Here is a 22,594-nt window from a genome sequence, read left to right on the forward strand (position 1 = left end):
GCTATTCCTCCAAACCTTTCAGCTTATATAATTCGATTAAATTCGTTCGGAAAATCCGATCAGCAAAGGTCATGGCATCTGATTCGTCAAGTGCGCCATCTGCCACCTTTTCCGTCAAGACATCTGCCACCACTTTGCGGGCCAGCTTCTGGTGGGCATATGTCCCTTCGATATAGTTATAATCGCCGCCAAAGCCTTGAATTTTCGTCATCGGCACCATTTCAATAACCTGATGCAATATTTGTTTAGCTGCTGTAGGTGAAATAATATATACCCAAGTAAAATCTGCGTAGACATTCGGGAAATTTTTTACAATACTTAAATAAGGCAAGTAATAGGGGTATCCGCTGTGGAGCAGAACAAACCTTGCTTCCGTGTATTCCAGCAGCAGTGGAATCAGCAACTCCACATTCGAATTCGTTAATGAGTTGCCGTTGGAAGAAACACTTACTTCATGATGACCTGTATGAATTTGAATCGGTAGATCATAAGCAATCGAACGTTGGATGATAAAATGGATCAAATAATCCTGCAGCGCTTGCGTTTCAGCTTGGGAGAGCGATTCCTCCAAGGTACAACCCAGCAGACGATTGAAAGCTAACTCCGCTTCATGTAATGTCGGTTTACCGCAGGATAGGGAGCGCCAGTAGGCATGCCCAAACTTTGTTGCGACCATGCCCTCCTGGACATATTTATGCAATAAGGTATCCACTGCCTCCAAATATTGGCGCAGATGATAGACCGTAACGCCAGACATTCTCTCGACAGTAGTGATATCCTTCAATGTTCGTAGTTTGAAAGTAAAATCCATAAACATGATGGGACGAAAACGCACGTACGCAAGTTTCGTCGTCTGGATCAGTGTAAAGGCAAGATCAATTCCGGACTTTTGGGCCATCACATGCTCATACCAGTTAGGATTGTGCGTTGCTTGGGACACTTTTACATTCGCCTCTAGTAGGCCATTCACGTTCCACTCGTTGAGCTCATATAAATCTTCCATTGCTGTACGAAACATCCGGGCATACGTTGTATTTTTCGTTTTATGCCAAAAGTCCATAAACAAGGTAGCCTTTTGTTCTACATCTAATGAACTTTGTCTTCCTAACGCACCCATTTTCATGCCTGCGCTATAAAAGTCAGAGTCCAAGTAATGCAGCAGGGAAAACAAATCATGATCTTCTCTTTTTCGAATTTGCGGTGTTGCCAGGTGTTCATGACCGTCAATGATGCGGATTCGGTTAACATAATCATGAAGGATGCTCATTAGCTGGTCTCTCTCCTTCTAAATATGCGGCTGCTTCTTACGAAGCAGCCGCTTTTCTTTTTTACAATTACTGAAGCTCTGGGAACGCTGCTTTCACTTCTTTTTGGAAGGCTGCTACAACATCCGCATAGCTTTTATTGTCTGTAAGTCCTTGACTTGCTACTTTTCTCCAGAGACCTAGAATCGAATCACTGTATTTATCAGACTTAATCACTGGCATTGACTTCATCATTGCGTAGTAAGGCTGCAGTACTTTTTGATCGCCAGTTAACGGGGCTGTATACTTATCTACATTTGCATCATAAACACTTTGAAGTGCTGGCATGTTCCCTCTTGCAATCAGATCTGCGTTCTGCCATTCAGCGCTTGCAGAGAATTTGATAAACTCAGCAGCGATGTCTTTATTGGCCGTTTTATTATAAATAGCACGGAATGTTCCACCGTTGTAGAAACCTTCTGGTGTTTTGGCAACGCCAAACTTACCAACGGCTTTGTTATCTTTGTTACCGATCATGAATGTTGCCCAAGCAGGCATCGCTACCAATACAACACTTCCGTCATTAAGTGCATTACCCCAGCCCGCTGACATGAATGGTAATTTCGCATCTACGTTATTCGCACGAATTTCTTTTTGACTGTTATATACTTTTTCCCATTTCGGATCGACATTTAATTTGCCATTCACATAGAAAGGCTGTGTATTGTAGCTGGCAATGTCATTCAAGTCCCCTGTATTCGCAATTAAATGAACCTTGCCATCGCTTTGCTTCGCAACTTTTTTACCGAGCTCAATGATCTTATCGTAGCTGTTCACCATTTCGCTGATTTGGTTCGAATCATCCGTACCGAGGAACTTTTTCGCATTTTCCTTCAAATACCAGAAGCCGCCTGGAGAGGATTGGTCGGAAATCGCTTTGATTTTGCCGTCCGACGATTTACCAAGCTCAGAGACATATGGAATGTAGTTTTTCACTAAATCAGCAGCGCCAATCGGTGCTAGATCCATCAAAAATGGAGATTCAATGAATTTGCCAACATAACTTCTTTCTAGGTCAAGTACGTCAGGCACATCTTTGCCAGATTGCAGTGCTGACAAAAGTTTGATTTGATATTGATCGCCAGGGAACACCTTAACGTCAACTTTGACATTCGGATATTTCTTCTCAAATGCTGACGCAATGCCCTTTGTTCCATCAAAGAAAGTCCATAAGGAAAGAGTACCGGAAAGCTTAGCTGGATCAACCGGAGCGGCCGATGCTGCCGGACTATTCGTCGCTGAACTATTGTTATTTGATTTAGAGCCGCAAGCCGTTAGAACACCTGTCGCAAGTACTGTTGTCATTAAAATAGAAGCCCATTTTTGTGCTTTCAAGACATAGCTCCCCTTCGGAGTAAATTTAAATGTATAAGTGATGTTTTGCTGGCTAAGATGACGATATATATTGGCGCGCATCACTCCTCTCGATGTCTACGCATCAGCCCTTTACAGCCCCAGCTGCAACCCCGTTAATAATCCGCTTGGACATAAAAGAAAAGAACACCAGGATCGGGACGACCGATATCACAATTCCTACGTATTGAGCCCCAAAGTCGGATGAAAACTGTGATTTGACACTCGCAATCATGACGGGCAAGGTTTGCATGTCAGCATCGAACAAAATAATCATCGGAACTAAAAAGTCATTCCATTTCCCAATGAAAGCAAAGATCGCTAACGTGGCAAGTGCAGGGCTCATTAACGGTAAAATGATGCGATGGAAAAGCTGCATTTCACCATAACCGTCTATTCTTCCAGATTCGATAATTTCGGTTGGTACCGATGTGTCCGCGAACTGTTTGACTAGAAAAATACCAAACGCGTTGTAGACGGAGGTGAGCAAGAGCGGATAATAAGTGTTCAACATATGGAATACATCCATTAATTTATAAAACCCGATAATCCCCAATTGTCCAGGAATCATCATTGTCCCTAGGGTAATCATGAATAATACGCCTTTGTAACGAAAGTTGTATTTCGAGAATCCATAACCAGCTAACGCAGCAAAATAAACATTAATGAGCGTCGCCGTTATGGTGATGAATAACGTATTACCTAAACCACGCCAGATGTTAACGGTTTCAATCAGCCTATGATAGTTCACTAAGAACTGGTCGCCAGGCACGATGAGCAGCTTCCGAGCAATGTCTGAGTTGTTGTGCGTTGAAGTAATGATCATGCTGTAAAAAGGCAGTAAGCAAGTTAAAGCTATAGCAATTAACACCACATAGATGATGATTTTCAAAATAAACCAATCGAATTGAAACGCTTTCTTAATCAAGGGTCGTCACCTCCTACTCATTGAGCTTTGAAGCTTTCGCTGTAATCGCCGTCAAGATCATGACAACAACGAAAATACCATACGCGACTGTTGCTCCGTAGCTGTAATCGAAATTTTTGAATGCGGTTTGATAGAGGTACATAACCATTGTTCGGGTCGTATTATTAGGACCATCTCCGAGCATCAGTGGCGCATCAAATAATTGTAGACCCCCAATTACTGAGGTAATGAAGGTGAACAGAAAGACAGGTCGCAGCATGGGGAGCGTAATATATAGGGTGCTTTTCCATTTATTCGCGCCATCCATCTTCGCAGCTTCGTACACTTCTTCTGAAATGGATTGCAGTCCCGCGACAAACACGATCAGATTAAATCCAAAATATTGCCAGCAAATGACTCCCGCTACAATCGTGCGCGACCACCAAGGACTGCTGAACCAGTTCACTGGCTCGCTAACGATTCCTAAATCCATCAGCACTTTATTGACCGAACCCGTTTGCCAGTCGAACATTAAGCTGAACATGACGCCAAGCGTAATCGGTGTAATGATATGAGGAAAATAGTACACAGCCCGAAAAAAATGCTTGCCGCGAATGAATTTCTCATTCAAAATAATCGCAAGAACAAGGGCAATGACCAGTTGTGGAACAATCGACATGACCCAAATAATCAAGGTGTTCCCTATCGTTTGATAGAAGAACGTATCATGCAAAAGGCGTGAATAGTTGGCCAAGCCGACATAAACGGGATCCGTAAATCCATCCCATTTTGTAAAGCTTAAATAAAACGTATATAAAATCGGAATCAAACCAAAGATGCTAAATCCTATAAAAAATGGAGCTACAAATAGATATCCGTAATTCGACTTATTGATTTTTGAAATCATCGGTCTCAACTCTTTTCTAAAGTTTGGTACAAGATTGACGAGTAATCAGTGTCGGTTTAAATAAATGAGACGTTCTCTCTACATCTTCTCCTTCTATTTGAGCAAACAAGCCTTCCGCTGCCTTCATCCCTACCTGCTGTAGCGGCTGGCGAACCGTAGTCAATGGCGGGGAAACCCAACTTGACAAGGTGATATCATCAAATCCGACGATTGACATTTGGTTAGGCACTTGAATCCCTTGCTCCTGTAACGCGCGAAGTGCACCGATCGCTGTTTCATCACTGGAGGCAATGACTGCCGTATAGCCTTCTTCTTTAAGCAGTTCTTTCATGGCCTCGTATCCGCCTTGATTCGTCCAATCCGACGCGACGACCCACTCAGGCCGGAATTCCATTTGCAATTCGTGCATCTTCTGCTGCAAGCCTTTCAATCTGTACTTGATAGGTCCCATGTGAGCAGGACCCGAAATATAGGCCACTCGACGATGCCCTAATTCATGCAGATAGGTAACCAGATCAGCAACTCCTGAAGCGTTGTCGATATCAACTGAGAATAAACCGTCCATTTCCCCATGATCGCCAATTAATGCAAGCGGATACGGAACATCCATCATTCGCTCCAGTTCAAGTGGATCCCGCTTCTGGAAGCTAAGAAGAATAATGCCGTCAACCTGTCCTTCGAAAAGTAGATGGAGAAAGGACGCCTCTTGTTTGGCATTTGAAGTTCCGCTATAGAATATACAGTTATAGCCTTTCTTATTAGCTACGGCTTCAATCCCTTTAATTATGCCCGAATAGAAGATGTTCGAAATGTTGTCGACCACGATACCAATCGTATTCGTCCGACTCATGACTAACCTACGAGCATTTTCATTCCGATGGTAATTAAGAGTTATAATCGCCCTCTCTAAGGCCTCTTCTGTTGCTTTCTTTACCTTCTGACCATTTAAATAACGTGATACTGTACTTTTGGATGTATTCGCCACTCTTGCGACGTCATGAATCGTTGGATTCATTGGCTGCCCTCCTCTATACTCGAACAAAAGCGATTAAATTTTTATTTTCGGGAACGTTCCCATTTTAAGGATAAAAGATCGTTTTTTTGTTTACTTCGATAGGCGTCTCACTTTTTGAGAACGTTCCCATTTTGTTTTCAAAAAAAGGGGCTTGCTTATTAAGTTTCCCCACGCTTGTTTGGGATCGTTCCCAATTTGGATAATGGCGATTCGTTTATTTACCGATTTCTATAGTTACATGTTATCGCTTACACATAAGATTGTCAATACTTAATTTAACAAATAAACAAACCTAGTTGTTGTTCGTATTCATTTGTTTCAAACTGCACTTTGTGGTATAAAAACAACTTCAAAAGTGATATATAAACATTCCACACAGGCTACGTTTCAACCACTTCATCTATATTTTCAATATGCTGATTTACAATAAGCTGACCTCCATTTCGTTGTTGCCACCTTGAAAGGCTGCCGGCATGAACGACAGCCTTTGCTCACATTACGGGCAGCATTGTCCGGATACTCATGTGTTTACACGAGAAATTGATGATAATTTGAAGAGCTGGGGATGAGGGTGGCGAACGACTGAAACGAACGATACAACTCGGCGATTACGCGGTGCCCCATCCAATCGTATGGAAGCAGAGACACCGGAAGCATGGGATCCCTAAGGCTAATCTCGCTGATAACCTCTCCGACATGCAAATAAAGGACAAACAGCTCTAAGGGATCCATCCTGCCTCTGATTTCCTTATTCAACGCCGGCACAAATTCGTCTTGATACCATTGCCATTTCTCCTGATGCAGGCGATGGATGCCGGCTAGAGGCCAAATGTCGGCTGCCCGCTCGGGGGTAATATCCCGAAACAAAATCGACGCTTCCGAGATAGTGACGTATTCATCCATGGAGGCCGCATGAATCCAGGACAAAAGCTGCTTACTGTAATCCCAAGGAGAGACATAAACGCCTTTATACAGTTGACCGAAGCCAAGCTGCAGCAGCTGCAAACGGAATTGATCCCTTCTTTGCCTCTCTGACTCCGGTACCTCGAAGTGCACGAAATACCATTTGCGGTTCCAGTCCACATCGTATTGCCACGGTTTCCTGTTCACGAAGGATAAAAACTGCTCCCCTTTGTCCATTATGGAATACAGGGAACGCTCTTCCGCATGAATATACTTTTCTTTCTTCATTCGTGATAGAACGTTCCTGATCGACTGCTCCTTATAGCCGCGTTTCGTATAAATTTGTACTAATTCTTTAGCATGCATGCAACGCTTTTTTGTCAGCAGGAAAAGTATCTGCTTCTCAATTGACAGCATTCGGTTTTTGATCCCCTTCCAGAATACTTACTATCATCATATTACAGTAATTTGACAAAAAAAGAAATAAAGAATATACTCGCATTGTCGTCAAACGAATAATAAATAGTATACGGAGGAGAAAAAAATGAACCTTATTTTTCACGGACACTCTTGCATTCAGATCTCGGACGGAGAGCGCTCGATCATCATCGATCCGTTCCTGAGCGGCAATCCCGTCGCCAAAGCGAAAGCCGAGGACATTCAAGTTCAATACATCTTGCTTACACACGGACACACGGATCACACCGCTGATGCGGAAGCTATCGCCAGAGCTAACGATGCGACCATTGTCGCCACCTTTGAGCTCGCTACCTATTACTCTTGGAAGGGCCTGAAGACGATCGGAATGAACATCGGAGGAACTGTGGACTTGGGATTTGCCAGAGCAAAGCTTGTTCACGCATTCCACAGCTCTTCTATTATAGCGGACGATTCCCAAAGCATCGTCTATGCAGGCATGCCGGGCGGATTTGTCATGGATTGGAACGGAGTTACGCTTTATCATGCCGGCGACACCTCCTTGTTCGGAGATATGAAAATGATCGGCGAGCTTCACGATATTGATTACGCGGTACTGCCGATCGGGGATTTTTACACAATGGGACCTAAGGATGCTCTGATTGCAGCAAAGTGGCTGCAAGCAAAGAACGTGATCCCGATTCATCACAGCACATTCCCAGGCATCGTGCAAGATACTGCAGCCTTCACCGCACAGCTGAAGGAGCAAGGAATCGAAGGCTTCGCTCTCCAGCCAGGAGAACAGCTTACACTTGTAAAATAAAGTGGGTGTCAACGCCGAAGCCCTTTAAAGTTATTGAGGCGGATCCTCGACCTCTCAGTTTATTTTGGGTAATGCACCGGTTCTAAAACCTGACATGCTACATTGGGCCCATTGCGGAGCTCTTAAGAAAACTTGGTTAATCTGGTGCAATTGATGCGAATAGGTGATCATAAGTTGAATAATTTTTTGCTTACGGATACGAGCACTAACGAAGGCCAAGATAACTCCAGAGCTTTTTACCCCTTTATGTTGGAATAACTGGCACTGAAGTATCCTACTGCACAAGAAATGGCCAAGGCAACTTTGGATGAACTTCGGCAAACTTTATTAGCAGACGATGATGTTTTATAAGTGACGAGACCCTACACTGCCTTATTTAAGATCAAAGAAGCCCATATCCTTATGAATTGGAAAATCAATTTGCTTCCAAAATACGGGTATGGGCTTATTTTGTTTTCGTAAGCACTACACTACATTAGACTGAAGTTACCGCTTAAATGCTTGAAACTCCAGCGACTTCGCTCTACATGTTCTCGTGCAAATATTGATAAACATACGTCTCATCCAGCAAGCCGAGGTCGCACGAAACATGTACATCACAAGTACTTCTTGTCTATGTTATACCCAATCGCCGTCCCCCGGGATCGCGACTTGATCAAGCAGCCCTTCAGCCGTCAAACGAGTGTGCAAATCCGCTCTCGTGACGAGACAATGGTTTATCGTATCCATATGCACTGCAACAACCTTTGTATACGGAGCGTACTGGCATAAGCCTACCACATCGTCCGCATCCATCGTGATCGAGTCACCCACCGCGAATCTCGCGCCGCCAGCATTAACGACAGTCATATTAGGCCGATGAGCATCTAGTGCCTGCTTCACATCGTCACACCAAATTGTGTCCCCCGCGATGTACAGCGCCGGCTGGCCGTCCGCTTTGAGGACAAAGCCTGATACTTGCCCCATTTTCTTCCCGATATCACCTGTACCGTGCTGCCCGCTTGTTCGAATGATCGTCATGCCTTTGAAAGTTAAGGTCTCATTGATCGCAGTCACCGAAGTGAAACCAAAGGAAGCGATCGCTGCATCATCGTCCGGTTGGCATAATATCGGTGTCGATTTGGAGAGTGCCGCTGCAGCCGCATCATCCCAGTGATCCCGGTGCAAATGCGTCACGAGTACGGCATCTGGGCGAAATCCATCATGAATTGCAAAAGGCAACGGAACAAGAGGATTCCGTCTATCGTCCGTTGAATTAGGGATCGGTGGGTTCACCCTTTCGTCGGAGAACATCGGATCAATTAAGAATTGCACTCCTGCATATTCCAGCCATAGCGTTGCGTGGCGGATCAATTGAAGTTTCATTGTCGTATACCTCTTATCTTTTAGTTTATGGTTCTGTTACAATTATAGGATAAGCCGGAATAAGCGAATACGACATGGTGAAACGAAAAATCGGCTTTCATTTTCACATTGAAAGGAATTTCCTAATGTTGAGCAACCATACGATCGATGAAGTCGATCTTCGTATATTGAATTATTTGCTAAAGGACGCTACCCAATCCCACAAGGCAATTGGTCAGCTTATTCACTTGACCGGGCAAGCGGTTGGAGCTCGCGTGCGAAAGCTGCAGGATCTGGGTGTCATTGAAGGTTATACTTTACGCTGGAATCCGGACAAAATAGGGCAAGTCGTGCACGCCTTTGTTACCGTTTTCATGAAATCGAACACCGCCCATCATTTGTTTCAAACGTTTGTTCAACAAAATGATAAGGTCGCTGAAACGCATCGCGTAAGTGGCGAAGGATGCTACTGGATGCGGGTACGCGTCGGCACGCCAATAGAACTGAATGTTTTCCTTGACGAACTCTTGAAGTATGGCAACTACAAGGTAAGCCTATCGATTGGCCAAATCAAATAGCTGAATTCCCCACCCACAAGGTAGCAATTCAATGAGAAAACCTCTATCGAGGCCTTTCGAAGATGAGCGACCGCGCCAATAAGAAAGTCAGGTTTTCTTTTAGAAAAAACTTATACTTTCTTATGTGGTAAAAAAAAGCGGGGGTCCTAGAAGCCTTAAGGCTTCTATCGGACCACCCACTATCTCAACCCGTTACTTCAACTCTCATTCGTCTTCGTTTAGGATCAATTCCTTTACAGGACAAACAATCACCTGCACACCACACTGGCGGATATCATCAAGAATACTCGGTTCTACTAGGTCGCTAGTAACCAAAATATCAACATCTTGAAAGCTGGAAAAGGAGACCAATCCCTGCCGCTCGAATTTGCTATGATCGGCAACAATGACAATCTTTTGTCCTGCTGATATCATGGCACGTTTAACTTCAGCTTCATAGAGATCAGAGCTTGTAAATCCTTTACGCATGGATATCCCCGATGCACCTAAAAAGGAGAAGTCCGCATTATATTTTTGCAGTTCTAGTTCTGCCTGGGGTCCAACAAGACTCATCGATTTCTTAATGAGCTTTCCGCCAATGACGAATACTGAAGCATCTTCATTTTGACTGCTTTCCTCCGCTACATCTGTTCCGTTCGTAACCACCATCAACTTTGGTACATTTCGTAGGTGACGAGCCACGCACCATGTTGTTGAGCCAGCGTCTAATATAACGATTTGATTGCCTTCCACCAGCGAAGCGGCCATTTTCCCGATCGCATCTTTCTCCTCGTGAAATTGGAATCTCCGCTGCTCGACTGGCGGGATATTTTGTGAATTATTTTGCAATTCTTCTATCAAAATAGCGCCGCCGTAATTTTTTTGAATGATGCCTTCCTGCTCCAATTGGTTCAGATCGCGACGAATGGTTTCTTCGGAGACATTGAATTCCTTTACCAAATCCGCTACTTTAACACTGCGTTCTTGGAAGAGAATTTCTTTTATTTTGGTTCTGCGATGTATGGCAATCATAGTCAATCCCCCTCTAATCCTCGAATCCTTTACACTATTAGTTTCCGAATCAGAAAGGGATTTCTGATTGGGGATTTCTCAATGAAGATATGTAAATTCTAATATCGCTTTTCTGAGTAGGGTTGTCAAGAGCGATCCCCGTTAAAACCCCTAGTTGAAGAGGCTATTAAGCTCTATCTATCATAAAATATACTGAACCGAGCTGTTCCAAGCAGATATGTTCAGTTCCTGGTCAGCTTCAGGAATGGAGCTCCATCGGACGTTAATTGACTTACTTTCGCCTGGGAGTAATGAGAAATCATTATCCGTATAATAAACATAGCCTTCTGCCGTAACCGGACGGGCATCCTCCAGATGAACAAGAAAAGCAGCCTGTGTGCCAACATTCGTAAGTTGAAGCTGCCAGATTGCCCCTTCCTCTGAAATCGTTTTCTCCACCTGTATGCTGGTTTGAGGTAGTACTAACATCGGCACCAAATTAGCTGTCACGCTAAAAGGGTAGCAATTACTGCTAATGACTTCCTTCGCGGCGTTTACCAGATTGATGCGGAAGAAAAACACATCCTCTTGCAGCTGCTGGAGAGGCAGTTCAAATGTCCCAAGTCTGATGGCCGCATTGGACACCACTTTTCCTTGCCACTCGGCTTCCGAATATAGGTGTCCGCTTGCTCCAACTAAACACCATTGTGAGGTTAACTCCCCCAGTTCGATTCTATCTGACTGAACACCCCATACATCCGCTTTAAAAGTTCCCTGGCCTTCCCATGCAATCATAGCAAAGCTGGCTGAAACTTGTATAGTTTGATAAGCTCTAGCCATTGCGTAGTAAACCGGCTTAGGGTTCGTAAAGTAATCAAGCGCGGAAGTGCAATAGGCATTTGGAAATGGCTCATTGAACTGCCATGGAAGTGTTCCGCTATTTTGCCACATCCGGCGAAGATTAGATTCAACAGCATACCGAAGTCCTTCTGCTTGTAGAAACTGACTAGCTCTTATCAGCTCTTCCGGATTATGAAGCTCATTTCCGAAGGAGGACTGAATCATTGGTTCATTAATCCACCAGGAACCTCGGTGAAAATAAATAGGATTATCCCGGGTCGCTGGCCACTGGTTGGACTCAGATATCGTAAGGTTCAGCGTCTTTAAATGCGTCATTCCCTCTACGCCGAACTCACTGTGAAGCAGCGAGGTTCCTTTGTTATAGAGCTCATATTGTTGTGACAATCCCTGGAACTCCCAAGGCCCATGCACGTCATGCTGCCCAGTAGGATCCTGCTCGATGTTGTCCAGCGTATTCGAAAAGCATCGACCGGTAGGCGATGTCGGCAGCCAAAGTGCATCAGGATGTAGTGTTTCAACCACTTGTTTAAGGGCTCCCAATACGGGCTCCGTATCGTCAAGCGGCCGATCATCGCTATCCTGCAGCTCGTTACCCCCACACCACAATACGAGGGAAGGATGATTTCTCTTTCTCGGAATGATTTGTCCAGCTTCCTGCACCATCATCGTGATAAAAGCCTCATCTTCACTTGGTTTGTTCGCAATCCCAGAGCTGGATTGAATGAATTCCTGCCAAACCATGATGCCGTAACGATTACACAGCTCATAGAAGGCATCCTTCTCAATCAGCCCTCCACCCCATACGCGCAGCATATTAACTCCCGCCTGCTTGGCTAACGTTAACAGTCTTTCTAGCTTAACCGGCTGCTCTCTACCATACATGACATCCATAGGTACCCAGTTCCAGCCTTTGATGTACGTTTTATGCCCATTCACCACTAGCACATAAGGCCTTGCCGTTTGATCAGGTGTTTCATTCCGATGCCATGCCACTGTTCGAATGCCGAACGTTGTTTCTTTAACAGAACTAAGTAGGCTGTCAGCACGTCCCCCAGGCTCATTTATCTTTTCAAACACGTTAATTCGAACTCGATACAAATGGGCTTCTCCCGAACCATTCGGCTGCCATAGACGTGGATAGTTAAGCTGCAAAGTGGAGCTAAGCTTGGTTTCTCCCTCACTTATGAAGTGATCGGATACGACAGAACTAACTTGCTCTTCACCTGAAAAAATGCAGGTCTCCACACGTACTTCCGCCTGTTTCGCAGAGGAAAGCGTCGAATCTATTGTAAGATTTGCTAGTTCAAAATCATTGGAAAGCGTTGATCTCACATAAATATCCTCGATACGAATCGGACCTGTGACATCCAAATACACATCGTCCCATATCCCTTGATGAATCATCCGCGGACAGAAATCCCACCAATAAGTCATCCGGCTTTTATGTTCGCGAACGTAACTTGTTTTGCTAACTTGCGGCTGTTCGTCCGGTGCTTTTTCTATCACAACAGACAATAGGTTGGACCCGCCATAGTGAAGGGTATCCGTGACATCAAATACGGCTGCCGTAAACATGCCTTTGTGATGACCAATTTGGGTTCCATTCAGGAAAAACTGCGCCTCAAAATCAACACCCTTAAAATGAAGCTGAACGCGCTGACCAAACAATGAAGCATCGATGTCGAACGATTTTTTATAAATCCACGTTCGTTCAGGCACCCATTCCGCCAAAAGACTATTACGCTCAAAGTAGGGGTCCGAAACCTCACCATTTTGCCAAAGGTCATAGAGGACCGTTCCAGGAACCGCCCCTTTCCTCCACCAACGACTATCTTTGGAGTCGGCTTTTTCGGCATTTCGCCATATCCAGTCTTCACCCAAGAAGTCTTTGAAAAGCCAATCGTTTCCGTTCAAACTTATTTGCTTTACTGCCATCTCTCTCACCGCCTTACCACTCGATTAGATCCGTCTCTGTAACCGAGAGGCTCGGATCGGCAGGAACACGGAAAGTTTTAATTTCGCAAGGACCGAATTGTGCTGTAATTTCCCGTTCCAAGCGAGGTAAACGAATGGTCGCCTCAGTCGTTTCTCGCGTTGTTTCATAAGCACGAATAATCAGATCACTGCCTTCTTCGGCTTTTTTCACTACACTGACAATGATATTATCCTTATTTACGTTTAAATAGGAATCCTTTTGAGGAAGCTCTCCCTCATGATAGGTTTCGATGATCGTGATCGGACGCTGATTTAGCTCCAGTGCTTGCTTGATCGTGCCGGCCTGCTCCCAACTGCCTTGATGCGGCAGCAGTCTGTAATTAAACGTCTGAATGCCTTGATCAATGAAGGAATAATGCCCCTGAGGCTCGGGAACTACAGGATCATGATGGGCATAAATCGGGCTGCGAATCACCGTCATCGCCAGCTCTTTATTCATAATGCTGTAGCTGTATTTTGCATCGTTCATGAGGGAAACACCATAGGAAGTCCCTCCGTGCTCACCAATGTCACGCAAAATACCGCCATAATCTACCCAGCTTTGCCCCGGCTCTTCTTCCCCATTATGCTCCCGCTCTTTGAATCCATAAGGGATTTCATACGTCTGTTTCGTAAATACCAAGTTGATTGGGAATACCAATTTCAACATTTTAAACTGCTCACGCCAGTCCACTGTCACTTTGACATCGATATAGTCCAATTGTTTATATAAGGTGAAATCCTGCACGATCTTAGAGCTGCCATATTCACTTGTGACTCGGATGACTGATTTAACCGGACCATGCTCGACGCGCTGAACGCTTGTCGCTATGAATTCGCCAATCTTATTGTTGAAATGAAAAACATTATGACTCCAAGTATCTGACTTGTCTTCGATAACGACAGGTCTCGCTGCGGGCCCGCGGAATACTTCATAATTTACTTTTTTATCAAATAAGCTGGAGATGAAGCCTGTCTTCGGATCAAATTCCAAGCGGAATCTATCATTTTCCAACGCGTAGTCGTTTGCTTTAATAGAATGTGATGCCAATTTAGGTTCCTGCGTAGCTGTGAGCACCTTATACACCCGATACCCCATAGACGGCAGCTGGGCAATAAAGCTAAGACGGTATCTGCCGCCAGCCGTTGCCTGAGATTGTACCAATTGGAAGGGAACTTGCTTGCCGTTCTCATCGACTAACGTCGTCGTATCCTTGATGCCGCCAATTTCCAACTCGATATTAACGGTGCTTTCCCAAGAATGAGGATTAAATACAACGATTGGCTTCATGCCATCTTCCTGTTCGATGCCGATATGCCAGGAAATTGATTGTATCGCATAGTTCAAGCCACGTTCGGCAATCGTCATCGCTTCACCGTGCATATTGCGTGCATCCTCATATGCCGATTCAAGACTAGTTCCGGCAAGGATATCATGGAATTGGTTAAACAACACATTTTTCCATGCACGATGAAAATCTGTTGGATAGGCTTGCCCTGTTCTTAATTCAGCCCATGAGGACCATTTTTCAGCTGCAATGAGCTTATTCTCAGCTTGACGATTCCAATGCTTAATGCCCGAATGAACGGCATAACAACCACTGGCATGGTGCTGAAGATCATCGTGGACGACTGGAATCGGCAGCTGCATAGCTTCCATATCGGCGAAAAATTCATTCGGTGCAGCCATCTCCATCGTCGGAAATTCAGGCAGCCCATTCATCCGCTTGATGCTGTCGATATTTTCTTTCGTTGGACCTCCCCCATGGTTGCCAACCCCATAGAAGACCATCAAGTTGCCAAAAGGATCCTTCAACTCCTCCATACAACGACGAACATGCTTCTCGAGGTCCTTGCCCCATGTGCAGTACTCAAATGGAATCCGGTAGGTCAGCACACGGCTGCCATCATCCGATTCCCAGTGAAATAGACGCCCCGGCAAGCCTTTCTCATTCGGCATAGGACGCATAAAAATATAATAAGGCATACCGCTTTTGAGCAAAATTTGCGGCAGCATGCCGTGATGTCCAAAGCTGTCGACGTTATAACCCACCTTCGCGGTTACACCTAATTTCTCCTTGAAATAACGCTGGCCATATAAGCCTTGACGGACAAACGATTCCCCTCCGGGAATGTTGCAATCCGGTTGTATCCACCATCCGCCAACGATTTGCCAGCGGCCTTCACGTACACGTTCCTTAATTTCTTCAAACATTTTTTTGTCGTTATTTTCAACCCATTCATAGTTTGCAGCGGAGCTCGAGGTGAAAATAAAATCATCATATTCTTTCATGCGATCGAGAGCTGACCGGAAGGTTGCTTTCGTTTCTTGAAAGCCTTCCTGCCACTGCCAAAGCCAAACTGGATCCAAATGGGCATTCCCGATCATGTAAAGTTTCTTCTGTTTCATAATTTCCCCTACCTTTATTGGATATTGGAGCGAATTTAATACTGAAAAGTCTCATACATGGGCTTGAACCATGGGTTAAAATATGCACCCAGCTGTTTCCGTGCCTCGGCTACTTTCGTTTTGGCGTCATAGACCAACGTCGGAGGCAAATGACCGAAGGTCATCAAGTCAAAATCATAGGTCAACAGCTTATCCAATGAATGGCCCCAAGCATCAATATCAGATCCGACTTTAGTATGGTAACCTCCCCATAGGGTATCACCGGCGATCAGAATTTTGTGAATGCCATCCGTTAGCCGCAGCGATACACTCCCAGGAGTATGACCTGGCGTATGAATAATTTCCAGCGAGAACCTGCCTACGTGCAGCGTCTCCCCGTCATTTAGCGTCCGATGTACTTGCAAAGCAGGAAAAGGCTTGCCATAGAGAAAAGCACCCGTTCGATCGTAATCGCCTTGCTCCACTTGCTCCCGATCTTCTTCGTGAATCCACAACTCAGCGCTGCTTTCTTGCGCCAACTGCGCGAAGCCGGATACATGGTCCCAATGACCAGGAGTGGCTATTACTTTCGTAATATCTTGCGGACGCACTCCAAGCTCTCCTAAGTTGCGCTTTAACGCCGGATAGCCATCTACACCTCCACAATCTATTAGCACAGGCTCTTTGCCAGTAATCAAATAAGCACTCGCATCCCACGGATGAGTCAGCTTGTCGCCAGACACAACGTAGAAGTCTTCTGCGAGTTTAACAGCTTTAGACATTGGAGATTCCTCCTATTATTAAAAATAACCAGAGACTAGGTCTCAGGTATCGTGCTGTTCTACTTCATGCGCGGTACTAACCATACCCTCATGAATGGGAACATAACGTCCAGAACCCACATGAAGGGGAACGTCGATGCGTTATTTACCTAGAGAGTCGCTATTAGGCAAGCGAAACGGAACCCAACCCATATAAATCTGGCAAAGGAGGTGGCTTAAATCGGAATCCATTGTCATATAGGCTCACTTGAGGTTGCCGGATGAATGAAACCAAATCAGGCCATATCGCAAGAAATGGGCTCGAAATGTTGTACAAACTGCAACTTCAACATGCAAAACAGCCTTTTGGCGTGTGAATTGTTGTAAAAGATACAACACTGGTAACCACGATAGCCCAATCATCCCTCACGAGTCTGCTGAACGACTCACTCAAAATCGAATATTGGAGTTATGCTATCACGCCCACCAGTCCTCACAGAGGGGGTTCACCTTTTTTTCCATATAAGCTCCCATTCCCTAGCCATTTATCCCTTTATCCCTTTAAACAAAATGATCTGCCTGCGCTTTGCTTCCTAAGAAATGAATCATTTTATCAATGACCGCGCTTTCAACAGCGGCTCTCCCCTTTCCCAAAAGAGAAGGTTCCAATGCTTTGCATTCTTCATTTGTCAGTCTCTCTTCCCGTCCCAATGCCCCCAAGAAAGATAGCTCCAAGTCCGTTGCGATATTCACTTTACTCACACCGCCGCTCGGAAGGCGAATAGCTCCTTCCATCATTTCGGCAGGTACACCGGAACCGCCATGCAGAACAAGATGTACGGGGGTAAGTGAACGAATTTCTTGCAATCGAGCGACATCGATTTTAGGCTGTCTAACCATATAAACGCCATGGGCTGTCCCGCAGGAAACCGCCAATGCATCAATATTCGTTTCATTAACGAATCTTTTCGCTTCCTGAGGATCGGTATACAGCTCCTCATCTTTATCCGTTTCCACGAAATCCGTCGTTCCGATCATGCCGAGCTCCGCTTCAACGGAAACACCCTTCGCATGGGCATAATCCGCGACCTCTTTGGATGTGCTAATATTGTCCTCTAAATTTTTCTCAGAGGCATCAATCATGACCGAGGTGAAGCCGGCGTCAATCGCAAGAGCGATGGTTTCCAATTCCTTGGTATGATCAAGATGCAGGACTAAGGGCACGGTTATTCCTTCCGACACCACTTTTTCATAAAATTCATCGGCAAATTCCTTTGGTGTAATCCCATATCGAATTAGTTCTTTGTGAGAAATCTGAACAATGGCTGGAGATTTCATCTTCTCGGCAGCCCTCAAAACGGGCGTAATCATCGGTGTATATCGAGGGGAAAACGAGCCAATAGCGAACCCATATTTTTCAGCTACCTCTAAGGCTTGTTTGAGCGTAATGACGTTTTTGGGTCTTAATTCAGTATTCATGGTAATCTCTCCTCGTTTTATCTATTTGGTTTTTACAGATGGAAAACTGATTTCGAGCGTAATGATTTCAGCACCTTTCGCATGAACCGTGAATGCTCCGTCGGCATCCATGTTGAGATCTTTCGTATCCATTGACTGCTCATTCAATTTCACGTAGCGTACCTGATCAGGCTTTATCTTCATTCTTACTTTTGCTGAGGTAGCTTTTTTAGCTGTATTCCAGAAGCGCAATATAAGGGCATCGGACTTCTCCGCTTTTTTGCAGGCGCTGAGCATGAGGGTATGATTTCCCTCTATATCCAGCCAACCATCTTTTTTTGCCAAAACACCCTCATGTTTCCCCGTTATCGATCCATAGCTAGCTGTTAAATACTCATGAACCCTTGGAGAAATATTAGAATCCAGCCAATCTCCTTGATGAACAAATATCGCATACTCCGCTTCATTGAACCCAAGACTCTGCGCATCGGGTACAGGTGTTTCAGGACCTGCGCCGCCGACCCTAATCAGCGTATCCTCCCGAGACAACCAGCCTACAGCCCTTAATAAAGTGATAGCCAGCGTACTCTGCTTATCATCCAGCATGTCATACTCGGTCAGCCCTTTATTGGCTACTGTCATTCCTTTATCACAGCCATTCACACTGACAAAACCTTGCTGAGGCTTCTGCTGCACATACGTTTCTGGCCATCCATCACCGTGATCATTAACAAATGCTTCTCTTTCCACAACATCGAAATGCCCTTCGGCATGCGAGACCTTGAACTTCTCACCAAGTGGAAACAACACCCGTAGTCGATGGTCATCCGCTTGATTGTTCCACGCTGTGCGCACATCCACTCTTGCGGATCCTGCTGCAAGCGTCACATAATTCTTAATCCGATAATCTGTGTAGACGGCTTCTCTGCTTAATAGGTCACCGCTAAGCTTCTTCGGCAAGGACCAATCGATATCCACTTGAAGCGTTCCTCTCGCATAACCAACCTCAGCTGCGGAAACGTGTACTCTGACGGGAGTTTCCGTCGTGCGGAGCACTCGATCAACTAATGGGGCTGCATAATTATAGGTATCCCCAGCATCCCCTCCGCTTTCAAAAGCGCCTAAACCTTCATAAATAAGGCCGCTTTGTTTGTCGGTAATGCGCAGCGTGCCGTTATGCTGATTAATTTCAACTCGCAGTAAAGTATTTTCCAAGATATTGGATCCGATTTGCAAATCAGTTACGGCTTCGCTGCCCTTCATCTTGGCAGATGGCAGCAGTGCGTTGAAAAACACCTGTTTGGGGTCGCAAACCGCTTCCCTTTTACGCAAAGAATAGGTCTTATAGCCAAAACCGGGAAGGTCTGTAGCCGAAAAACTTATTTCCGTATAAAAATGCTTATCCGTCATAGGCTTCATGCCGCTGACTTCCTTCACCTGAAAAGGAACCTCATTTCCTTCCGAATCCTCCAGCATATAGGTTCTTGGATGAACCATTAACTTTCGATCCGTCCAGACGAAAGCCGTGTCGTCACGCGTCCAGCTGAGTGAGTTATGGATAACAATCGCCAACGCACCATCTTCCAAATCGCTTGTATCAATTTGATTGTTGATGTGTTGAATGCTCTTCTCAGTCAAAATGTCAGCTATTTGTTTGGATTGCGCGAACCTTGGCAGCATCTCCCGATGTACTTCGTCAATACTGCAACCACAAATACTGTCATGTGGATGATTCTGAACAAGAAGCTCCCATGCCGTCCATAGCATTGTGGATTCGTACTTACGGCCACTTAGCCAGGCAAGTGCTGAGAAAGGTTCTGCAAAGCGTTCCAAAGCCAACTGTCCGATGAAATTATGTCGTTTTAAATATAGGCGTGCGGACAATACACCGGGTAATACATGAGGCAAATCTGCGCCAAAGTGACGAAGCTCGCCATGAATAACTTCCAATGAAGGATTCTGACTGCGAACGGCTTCGATGAAATCCTTCGTTGTCCCCCAATGCAGCTCCGCGATTTCTTTCAAATCTTCGCCTACCTGCTTCAGCAATCGCGGTAAACGCGCATCAATCAGCCTGTGATCACCGCCGTAGGGCATTAGCAGGCAATGCGTCGTTGCCCGTGGTGCCCAGCGTTCCAAGGATTTACGAACTCTGCCGTACGTTTCGTCATACGTCTTGTTCGGATTGTCAAAATGGAGAAAATCCACCATATAATAGCCATCTGGGAACCAGTACGTGAACACTTGCGTACCATCTGGAGCTTCCCACAGAAACTCTTGTTTAAAATCGGGTGAAGCACCGCCTAGCCCTCGCCAAACCATCGCGTTGTCTATCCCGAAGCCTTGGAGAATCTGCGGCATCTGCGAGATATGACCAAATGTATCCGGGATATAACCGACATCTAAGTTTGTATAGCCGAGCTTCTCAGCCATACGTGCACCTAGCATCAAATTGCGCACATGTGCCTCACCGCTGACTAGAAACTCGTCCGGCAAGATGTACCATGGACCGCATTGAATCCTGTTTTCATGGATATATCGCAGAAGACGTTCTTGATTTTCAGGCCGAATCTCCAGATAATCCTTCAAGACGATCGTTTGACCATCGAGCAAAAAGCAGCGGAACTCCGGATCGTTATCCATCGTATCCAACAGTTCATCGATAAGCTCTACCAAGCGGATACGGAAATCCTGCATCGTCGCCCACCACTCCCGATCCCAATGGGTATGATGGTAAATAAACACACGATATTTGCGATCCAAGTTTTTGTCCTCCTTACCCTTTCGTACCAGCACTGATGTTCATTCCCTCGATAAAGTATCTTTGGAAAATGAAGAATATTGCGATGACCGGAATCATCACCATCACCGAACCTGCCATCAGCAAGTGCCATTGGCTAACGCCCGAACTGACCTTGAAAGCCTGTAAACCAAGCTGCAGCGTATATTTTGATTCATCATTTACATAAAGCAGCGGTCCAAGGAAATCGTTCCAGGCTCCAGTAAAAGTACCGATTGCCACCGTAGCGAGTGCTGGTTTAGCCAGCGGAAGCATAATCGAACGCCAAATATACAAGTGGCTTGCGCCGTCAATTTTTGCTGCTTCAACTAAATCATTGGGAATTCCCAAATAGAATTGACGTATAAGGAAGATATGAAATGCACTTCCGAAAAAACCTGGAATGACTAAGGGCAAGTAAGTACCCACCCAATGCAATTTTGAAAATAAAATGTACTGTGGAATGAGTGTCACGAATCCCGGAATAATCATCGTTCCAAGAATAATGGAAAACAACAGCCCTTTTCCAGGAAAACGAATCTTCGCAAATCCATAAGCGATGAATGAGTTTGAGATTACATGCGCGAAAACCGCGGTTAAAGCGATTAGCAGCGAATTGGCCGAATATCTCGCGAAATTCCCTGCTTCCCAAGCCTCTTTATAGTTAGCCCAAACGAATTTTTTAGGAAACCAGGTCGGTGGATAGGTCACCACTTCTGTCAATGATTTCAAAGATGTTTGAATCATCCACCAGAACGGCATGAGAAACGATAAACTGCCGACAATGAGAATAAGGGTTACGACCCATTTGGAGATCCTTTGCTTGGTCTTGCGGCTTTGATGGTACGATTTCTTAGATGCGGCTGCAGCGACAGTCATCGCGAATCTCCTCCTTCGTAGTGAACCCAATATTTCGACATCACCATATTAATGATAGTAACGATAATTGCGATAATGAATAGGAACCAAGCCATTGCCATGGCGTATCCCATATCGAATATTTTGAAAGCTTTCAAGAACATATGAAGATTGAAAAATAAGAGGGAGTTCGCCGGAGATCCCGGAGCTCCAGGGTCATCGGCCATGACATAACCCTCCTGGAAAATTTGGAAGCCGCCGATTAAACTTGTGACAACATCAAAGAAGATAACTGGCGTAATCATCGGCACAGTGATATGCCAAAGCTTACGAATACTGGATGCGCCATCAATCTCGGCTGCTTCATACAAATGATCGGATACTCCTTGCAGCGCCGCTAGAAACAGCAGCATCCCTCCGCCGACTGCCCACATTTTCATCATGACAATCGCATTTTTCGTCCAAGCCGGATCCGTTAGCCAAGCAGGTCCTTCAATTCCAATCCAGCCGAGCACCGTATTAATGAGACCTGAATCTGGGTTAAGAAGCATCATCCAAAGCATATAAACAGCTACACCGGACAAGACAGTTGGCAGATAGTAAATCGTCCGAAACCATCGCATGCCGGGAATTTTCACATTCAGTAAAACGGCAAGAATCACAGAGCCCATCGTGGTTAACGGAACGGCAAGTGCAACATAGTAAAGGGTATTTCGGAGTGATTTCCAGAATAAAGGATCTTCCGTAAACATGCGTTTATAGTTGTCGAAACCAATAAAGTCCATACGTGAAGTGATGTCATAGTTCGTAAAGCTAGCGTATAAAGAGAACAAAAGAGGACCGGCTGTAAATATCAGAAAACCAATAAACCACGGAGCAACGAAACCATAGCCTTCTAGCGCTTCTTTCTTGTCCAAAGACCACTTTCTTCTCTTTTTCGGATGGATAACCTTATTCACTTGGGGATTCACAT

17 protein-coding genes are annotated in these 22,594 nt (G+C 45.1%); 2 read left to right on the forward strand and 15 right to left on the reverse strand.

Going from position 1 to position 22,594, the window contains the following annotated elements; translation table 11 throughout:
- Window position 1: 1 nt before the first annotated feature.
- The 6 genes from QFZ81_RS22550 to QFZ81_RS22575 all read right to left on the reverse strand — a co-directional run bounded on the left by QFZ81_RS22550 (window position 2) and on the right by QFZ81_RS22575 (window position 6,806).
- Window positions 2-1,267, reverse strand: coding sequence for an amidohydrolase family protein (locus QFZ81_RS22550; protein WP_307441281.1), 1,266 nt, complete (start codon window positions 1,265-1,267; stop codon window positions 2-4).
- Window positions 1,268-1,334: 67 nt separating this feature from the next.
- Window positions 1,335-2,639: an ABC transporter substrate-binding protein gene (locus tag QFZ81_RS22555; protein WP_307441280.1), complete on the reverse strand. Its 1,305-nt coding sequence runs from the start codon at window positions 2,637-2,639 to the stop codon at window positions 1,335-1,337.
- A gap of 103 nt (window positions 2,640-2,742) precedes the next feature.
- Entirely contained in the window at window positions 2,743-3,585 is an 843-nt protein-coding gene (locus QFZ81_RS22560; protein WP_307441278.1) for a carbohydrate ABC transporter permease, read from the reverse strand.
- 13 nt (window positions 3,586-3,598) lie between these two features.
- Window positions 3,599-4,471 (reverse strand): carbohydrate ABC transporter permease, encoded by an 873-nt coding sequence (locus tag QFZ81_RS22565; protein ID WP_307441276.1) that lies wholly within the window; start codon window positions 4,469-4,471, stop codon window positions 3,599-3,601.
- Between the two features lie 16 nt (window positions 4,472-4,487).
- Window positions 4,488-5,486, reverse strand: coding sequence for a LacI family DNA-binding transcriptional regulator (locus QFZ81_RS22570; protein ID WP_307441275.1), 999 nt, complete (start codon window positions 5,484-5,486; stop codon window positions 4,488-4,490).
- Window positions 5,487-6,014: 528 nt separating this feature from the next.
- A complete protein-coding gene (locus QFZ81_RS22575) occupies window positions 6,015-6,806 on the reverse strand; it encodes a PaaX family transcriptional regulator C-terminal domain-containing protein (RefSeq protein WP_307604808.1) in 792 nt (263 codons plus the stop codon).
- A 127-nt stretch (window positions 6,807-6,933) separates the two neighbouring features.
- Between QFZ81_RS22575 and QFZ81_RS22580 the strand changes: the two genes are divergently transcribed.
- Entirely contained in the window at window positions 6,934-7,629 is a 696-nt protein-coding gene (locus tag QFZ81_RS22580) for a metal-dependent hydrolase (RefSeq protein ID WP_307604810.1), read from the forward strand.
- Window positions 7,630-8,247: 618 nt separating this feature from the next.
- Here QFZ81_RS22580 and QFZ81_RS22585 read toward each other — a convergent pair.
- Window positions 8,248-8,994, reverse strand: a complete 747-nt coding sequence (locus QFZ81_RS22585; RefSeq protein WP_307441272.1) for an MBL fold metallo-hydrolase — start codon at window positions 8,992-8,994, stop codon at window positions 8,248-8,250.
- Window positions 8,995-9,119: 125 nt separating this feature from the next.
- Here QFZ81_RS22585 and QFZ81_RS22590 point away from each other — a divergent pair, with 125 nt between their 5' ends.
- Window positions 9,120-9,551: an Lrp/AsnC family transcriptional regulator gene (locus QFZ81_RS22590; RefSeq protein ID WP_307604812.1), complete on the forward strand. Its 432-nt coding sequence runs from the start codon at window positions 9,120-9,122 to the stop codon at window positions 9,549-9,551.
- Window positions 9,552-9,755: 204 nt separating this feature from the next.
- Here the strand turns inward: QFZ81_RS22590 and QFZ81_RS22595 are convergent, their stop codons facing one another.
- The 8 genes from QFZ81_RS22595 to QFZ81_RS22630 all read right to left on the reverse strand — a co-directional run bounded on the left by QFZ81_RS22595 (window position 9,756) and on the right by QFZ81_RS22630 (window position 22,592).
- Window positions 9,756-10,562: a DeoR/GlpR family DNA-binding transcription regulator gene (locus QFZ81_RS22595; protein ID WP_307604814.1), complete on the reverse strand. Its 807-nt coding sequence runs from the start codon at window positions 10,560-10,562 to the stop codon at window positions 9,756-9,758.
- A 180-nt stretch (window positions 10,563-10,742) separates the two neighbouring features.
- The gene (locus tag QFZ81_RS22600; RefSeq protein ID WP_307604816.1) at window positions 10,743-13,337 is read right to left on the reverse strand and encodes a glycoside hydrolase family 2 protein; all 2,595 of its coding nucleotides are present in this window, start codon (window positions 13,335-13,337) and stop codon (window positions 10,743-10,745) included.
- Window positions 13,338-13,350: 13 nt separating this feature from the next.
- Window positions 13,351-15,786, reverse strand: coding sequence for an alpha-mannosidase (locus tag QFZ81_RS22605; protein ID WP_307604818.1), 2,436 nt, complete (start codon window positions 15,784-15,786; stop codon window positions 13,351-13,353).
- A 35-nt stretch (window positions 15,787-15,821) separates the two neighbouring features.
- Window positions 15,822-16,547, reverse strand: a complete 726-nt coding sequence (locus QFZ81_RS22610; RefSeq protein ID WP_307604820.1) for an MBL fold metallo-hydrolase — start codon at window positions 16,545-16,547, stop codon at window positions 15,822-15,824.
- A gap of 540 nt (window positions 16,548-17,087) precedes the next feature.
- On the reverse strand, window positions 17,088-18,005 hold the full coding sequence (locus tag QFZ81_RS22615; RefSeq protein ID WP_307604823.1) for a class II fructose-bisphosphate aldolase: 918 nt from the start codon (window positions 18,003-18,005) through the stop codon (window positions 17,088-17,090).
- 21 nt (window positions 18,006-18,026) lie between these two features.
- Window positions 18,027-20,747, reverse strand: coding sequence for an alpha-mannosidase (locus tag QFZ81_RS22620; protein WP_307604825.1), 2,721 nt, complete (start codon window positions 20,745-20,747; stop codon window positions 18,027-18,029).
- Between the two features lie 13 nt (window positions 20,748-20,760).
- On the reverse strand, window positions 20,761-21,642 hold the full coding sequence (locus tag QFZ81_RS22625) for a carbohydrate ABC transporter permease (protein WP_307441258.1): 882 nt from the start codon (window positions 21,640-21,642) through the stop codon (window positions 20,761-20,763).
- The gene (locus QFZ81_RS22630) at window positions 21,639-22,592 is read right to left on the reverse strand and encodes a carbohydrate ABC transporter permease (RefSeq protein WP_307441257.1); all 954 of its coding nucleotides are present in this window, start codon (window positions 22,590-22,592) and stop codon (window positions 21,639-21,641) included. The genes QFZ81_RS22625 and QFZ81_RS22630 overlap by 4 nt, the downstream gene beginning before the upstream one ends.
- Between the last annotated feature and the right edge of the window lie 2 nt (window positions 22,593-22,594).

It is taken from the genome of Paenibacillus sp. V4I9, assembly GCF_030817295.1.
Lineage (GTDB): Bacteria > Bacillota > Bacilli > Paenibacillales > NBRC-103111 > Paenibacillus_E.